At 71.4% G+C, this 4,514-nt stretch carries 8 protein-coding genes; all 8 read left to right on the top strand.

What is annotated here, in order from left to right; genetic code table 11:
* Nucleotides 1-206 (top strand): class I SAM-dependent methyltransferase (locus FJY74_09375; GenBank protein ID MBM3308522.1); only part of this gene is annotated, 206 nt, incomplete at its 5' end.
* Nucleotides 203-535 carry a DUF3795 domain-containing protein gene (locus tag FJY74_09370; protein MBM3308521.1) on the top strand — a complete coding sequence of 111 codons (333 nt, stop codon included), beginning with the start codon at nt 203-205 and terminating at the stop codon, nt 533-535. The genes FJY74_09375 and FJY74_09370, both read left to right, overlap by 4 nt.
* Nucleotides 536-573: 38 nt before the next feature.
* The gene (locus FJY74_09365) at nt 574-966 is read left to right on the top strand and encodes a hypothetical protein (GenBank protein MBM3308520.1); all 393 of its coding nucleotides are present in this window, start codon (nt 574-576) and stop codon (nt 964-966) included.
* Between the two features lie 98 nt (nt 967-1,064).
* Nucleotides 1,065-1,859: a hypothetical protein gene (locus FJY74_09360; protein MBM3308519.1), complete on the top strand. Its 795-nt coding sequence runs from the start codon at nt 1,065-1,067 to the stop codon at nt 1,857-1,859.
* Nucleotides 1,856-2,335 (top strand): NUDIX domain-containing protein, encoded by a 480-nt coding sequence (locus FJY74_09355; GenBank protein MBM3308518.1) that lies wholly within the window; start codon nt 1,856-1,858, stop codon nt 2,333-2,335. Before FJY74_09360 ends, FJY74_09355 begins: the two co-directional genes overlap by 4 nt.
* Entirely contained in the window at nt 2,332-2,880 is a 549-nt protein-coding gene (locus FJY74_09350; protein ID MBM3308517.1) for a hemerythrin domain-containing protein, read from the top strand. Before FJY74_09355 ends, FJY74_09350 begins: the two co-directional genes overlap by 4 nt.
* 55 nt (nt 2,881-2,935) lie before the next feature.
* Entirely contained in the window at nt 2,936-4,213 is a 1,278-nt protein-coding gene (locus tag FJY74_09345) for an arsenic transporter (GenBank protein ID MBM3308516.1), read from the top strand.
* Nucleotides 4,214-4,282: 69 nt separating this feature from the next.
* A partial coding sequence (locus FJY74_09340) for a hypothetical protein (GenBank protein MBM3308515.1) occupies nt 4,283-4,514 on the top strand: 232 nt, incomplete at its 3' end.

Raw genomic sequence — 4,514 nt, 5'->3', positions numbered from 1 at the left:
TGGCCTACGTGCTCCGCGAGGCCGGCGCGGAGCCCGTCTGCGTGCTCGACCGGCACGTGTGCGGCCTCTTCCGCCACGGGGAGTGGCTCGCCTGGCTGGAGGATGCCGGCTTCCGCGCGTGCGCCGTACCGTTTCACCACTCACAGATCGAGCCGGGCTCGTGTGATGTGTTCGTGGGCGTGCGACGAGAGGAGGTCTCGGGATGACGGCGTTCTGCGGGCTGGACTGCGAGAAGTGCGACGCGTACGTCGCGACGGCGAAGAACGATGACGCGCTGCGCGCCGCGACGGCCGAGAAGTGGTCGAAGATGTTCGACGCGCCGCTCACGGCGACGGACATCAACTGCACCGGGTGCACGTCCGAGGGCGTGAAGCTCGGCTACTGCGAGCACATGTGCGAGATCAGGAAGTGCGCCACGGGGCGCGGCGTTGCGACCTGCGCCGAGTGCGCCGACTACGCGTGCGAGACGCTCGAGGGCATGCTCGCCCATGCTCCTCAGGCCCGGGAGGCGCTCGAGGCGCGTCGGAGGAAGTGACGGGCGCCGGCGGCCGCCGGCGCGTGAGGGGCGGAGCCATGCCGATCGAATACAGCGTGAGCGAGGGCGGGCACTTCATCCACGCGATCGCGAGCGGTGAGGTGACCGACGACGAATTCGTCGACTACGAGGAGCGGCACTCCGCCGACGCCCGCGTGAGGGCGCCGTGCAATGAGCTTCTCGATGTGCACAGGGGAGCGTTCGCGCGCGTGACACCTGGGGCGGTGGAGCGGGTGTTCGAGCGCAGGAAGCAGTCCAAGAAGGAGCGCGTGTGCCATCACTGCGCGATCGTCGTGTCGTACAGCGACAGCGCGGCGTGGGACCTCGCGAAGCTGTACGAGCGCCTTGCGAGCCTGCACTCGCCGTACAGCGTCGTGGTCTTCGGCGACCTCGGGATCGCGCGCACGTGGCTCGGCGTCGGCGGTGTCTGAGCGTCCGGCCCTTCGAGGACCCGTCGGGTGTCGCCTTCGCGATGATGGGAACCGCGCCCGGGGAGTGACGGGGGCGCGGCCGGGGGGAGAGCGCGCTCATGAAGCGCAAGGCCGTTTCGCGCGAGGCGATCGTCGAGTCCGTGGCGCGCGCGCTGGCGCCCCTCGACTGCGTGCACGCGGTCTGGGAGGCGGGGGCGGCGAGCCACGGCGCCGTGGATGAGTGGTCCGACGTCGACGTCTGCGTGGACGCGGACGACGGGACGGCCGAGCGCGTCTTCGCGGCGGTGGAGCGGGCGCTGAGAAGGCTCTCGGGGATCGAGACCGCCTTCCCGATGCTGTTCCCGCCCGAGCACGCCTACGCGCAGCGCTTCTACCGCATCAAGGGGGCAAGTCCGTTCGCGCTCCTGGACCTCGGCGTGTTCCGGCACTCGGCGGAGGACAAGTTCCTCAACCCCGCGGCCCACGGCGACCCCGTGTTCCTCGTGACGCGCGGGCGTCCGCCGCGCCCGCCGCGCTGGGACCGGCGCGCCCACGTAAGAGCGATGCGGGCCAGGCTCGCAAGGCTCAGGGCGAGGCGAGAGATCTTCGGCTGCTTCGTGGACAAGGAGCTTGAGCGCGGGAACTCCGTCGAGGCGCTCTTCAACTACCAGCGCGTCGTTCTCGACGCGCTCCTCGAGGTGCTCAGCATGCGATACCGGCCGCAGCGGTACGGGTTCGGCGTGCGCTATGTCCACCGTGAGCTGCCGAAGGCGGCGGTGAAACGCTACGAGGGCCTCGCGTTCGTCCGGGACCTCGCGGACCTTCGTCGGAAGGCGCGCGCCGCGGACCGGTGGCTGGTCGAGGCCATGGACGCGGTGGACTTCGAGGAGATCGAGCGGAGGCTCAGGTCGTGAGGCGGGAGATCGAGGTGCTCGCGCGGGCCGTGATCGCGCGGCGCGGACGCTTCCTCGTGGCGCGCGCCGCGGGGGCGGACTACGCGTACCTCCCGGGCGGCCACGTGGAGCCGGGCGAGGGGATGCGCGCGTGCCTCGCGCGCGAGCTCCGCGAGGAGCTGGGAGCCGAAGCCCGTGTGGGGCGCTACCTCGGCGCCGTCGAGCACGCGTGGACGGACGGACGCGGACGACACCAGGAGGTGAACCATCTCTTCGCCGCGCGGATCGCGGGCGTTGACGACCCGCCCGAGTCCCGCGAGCAGGGTCTCGAGTTCCTGTGGCTTCGCCCTCGCGAGCTCTCGCGGTTCGGTCTGGAGCCCGCGCCGCTTCGCGGCTGGCTTGCGTCGCGGCAGGCGGCGGGCGGCGGCGGGCGATGGCTCTCGACGATCGAGACGCGGCGCGGCGCGAGGCGCGGACGCGGGGGGCGGGGACGATGAGCCTCACGGCGATCCTGGTCGGGGAGCATCGGGTGATCGAGAGCGCCCTGGCGGCGCTCGAGGAGGCCGTGGAGAAGCTCGGTCGCGGGGTCTCCGTGCGGACGGGCTTCTTCCTCGACGCCGCCGAGTTCCTGCGCGCGTTCGCGGACGGTTGCCACCACAGGAAGGAGGAAGGGGTCCTCCTTCCCGCGATGATGGGACACGGGTTTCCGATGATGACCGGGCCGCTGGCCGTGATCCTGGCGGAGCACGAGAAGGTCCGCGCGCACATGCGGGTGATGCGCGACGCGGCCGAGGCGCTCGACCGGGGGGATCGTGCGGCGGCCGCGCGCGTGGAGGCGGCCGCGCGGGAGTGCGTCACTCTGCTTCGCCGCCACATGGCGAAGGAGGAGCAGGCGCTCTTCCCCATGGCCGAAAGCGCGATCACCGCGGCGAAGCACGCCGGGATCGCCGGCGAGCTGGCCCGCGCGGTGCGGGAGCGGCAGGCGGCCCACGACCGCGCCGCCGCCGCGGCGGCCGCCCTCCAGCGCGAGATGTCGAACTAGACAGCGCGGCGGCCTCGACACGACGGGGCCGCCGGACGCGGCGGACAGAGGCGCGATGCTCACGACGGCGCAGTCCATCACGCTCACGGTCTTCGTGGCGACCTACGTCGGCCTCGTGCTGCGCTACCGCTGGAAGCTCCCGATCGTCGCGGCGGCGTGCGCCGTGCTTCTCCTGTGGCCGGGGCTTCTGCCGATTGGGGGCGCCCTCGCGGCCATCAACTGGAACGTCGTGCTTCTCTACTTCGGGATGCTCCTTCTCACCGAGACGCTCGTGATCTCCGGCGCGCCCGGCGTCGTGGCAGAGAGGCTCATCCGAGAAGGCGCCTCCGCGCGGCGCGTCATCGTGCTCCTGTGTCTCGTGTCGGGTATCATCTCCACCGTCATCGAGAACGTCGCGGTCGTTCTCATCCTCGCGCCCATCGCGCTCGCGGCGGCGAAGCGTCTGGGGACGTCGCCTGTGCCCATCCTCATCGGCATCGCGATCTCGAGCAATCTCCAGGGCGCCGCGACGCTCATCGGCGACCCGCCGAGCATGCTGCTGGCCGGCTCCCTCGACCTCGACTTCCTCCAGTTCTTCTGGCACCGCGGACGGCCCGGTATGTTCTTCGCCGTCCAGCTCGGCGCCGTCGCGGCGACGCTCGTGCTGTGGCACGCGTTCCGGAAGAGCCGGGGGGCGTGGCCGGCCTCGCGGGGGCATCGGCTGGAAAGCGCGGTGCCGCTCGTTCTGCTCGCGGCGCTGGTCGCCGGGCTCGCCGCGTCGTCGGTGCTCCTGCCTGAGTGGAAGTCGGCCACGGGAGTCATCCCCGTCGTCGTTGGGGCCGTCGCCGCGGCGTGGTGGATCAGCGCACACGGGCCGAGGCGCTTCCTCCGCCAGGCGTGGGAGCTCGACTGGGGCACGGGGTTCTTCATCGTGGGCATCTTCGTCCTCGTGGGGAGCCTCGTCTCGTGCGGCCTCGTGGAGCGGTTCGCGGACGCTCTGGCCTGCTGCGGGCGTGGCGCGTTCCCGGTGTACTCGGTGCTCGTCTGGGGTTCCGTGGCCGGCTCGGCGGTCATCGACAACGTGCCGTTCGTGGCGGCCATGCTACCCGTGTGCTGGGAGCTCGCGCAGCGGCTCGCGGTCTCGCCGGAGCTCCTCGCGTTCGGCATGGTCATCGGGGCGAGCGTCGGCGGGAATATCACGCCCGTGGGAGCGTCCGCGAACATCGTGGCGTGCGGCATCGCGAAGCGCGAGGGATACCACGTGTCCTTCGGCGAGTTCGCGAGACTGGGGCTGCCGTTCACCCTGGCGGGCGTGGCGATGGCCTACGCGTTCCTGTGGGTGTTCTGGCGGTAGCGGAGGCTCTTCGTGTGAGGCGTGACGCGGGAGCGGGAGCGAGACCGAGACCGCGTCGAGGAGGGTGAGATGTTGCAGCGCAGGCGTGTCCTGGTCTGCGGGGCGCTCGCGGTCGTCGCGCTGGTCGCGACGGGGTGCGCGCCCGGCTCGGACCGGTTCACGACGGGCGACGCGGGGTTCTGGGCCGGGTTGTGGCATGGCCTGATCGTCTGCGTGACGTTCATCGTGAGCCTGTTCACCGAGCGGGTGCAGATCTACGAGATCCGCAACTCCGGCCACCTGTACGACCTTGGCTTCGTGC

Source organism: Candidatus Effluviviaceae Genus I sp., from assembly GCA_016867725.1.
Classification (GTDB): Bacteria; Joyebacterota; Joyebacteria; order Joyebacterales; family Joyebacteraceae; genus VGIX01.
Note: the sequence above shows the minus strand (reverse complement) of the source record. Positions and strands in the feature narration are given on the sequence as shown.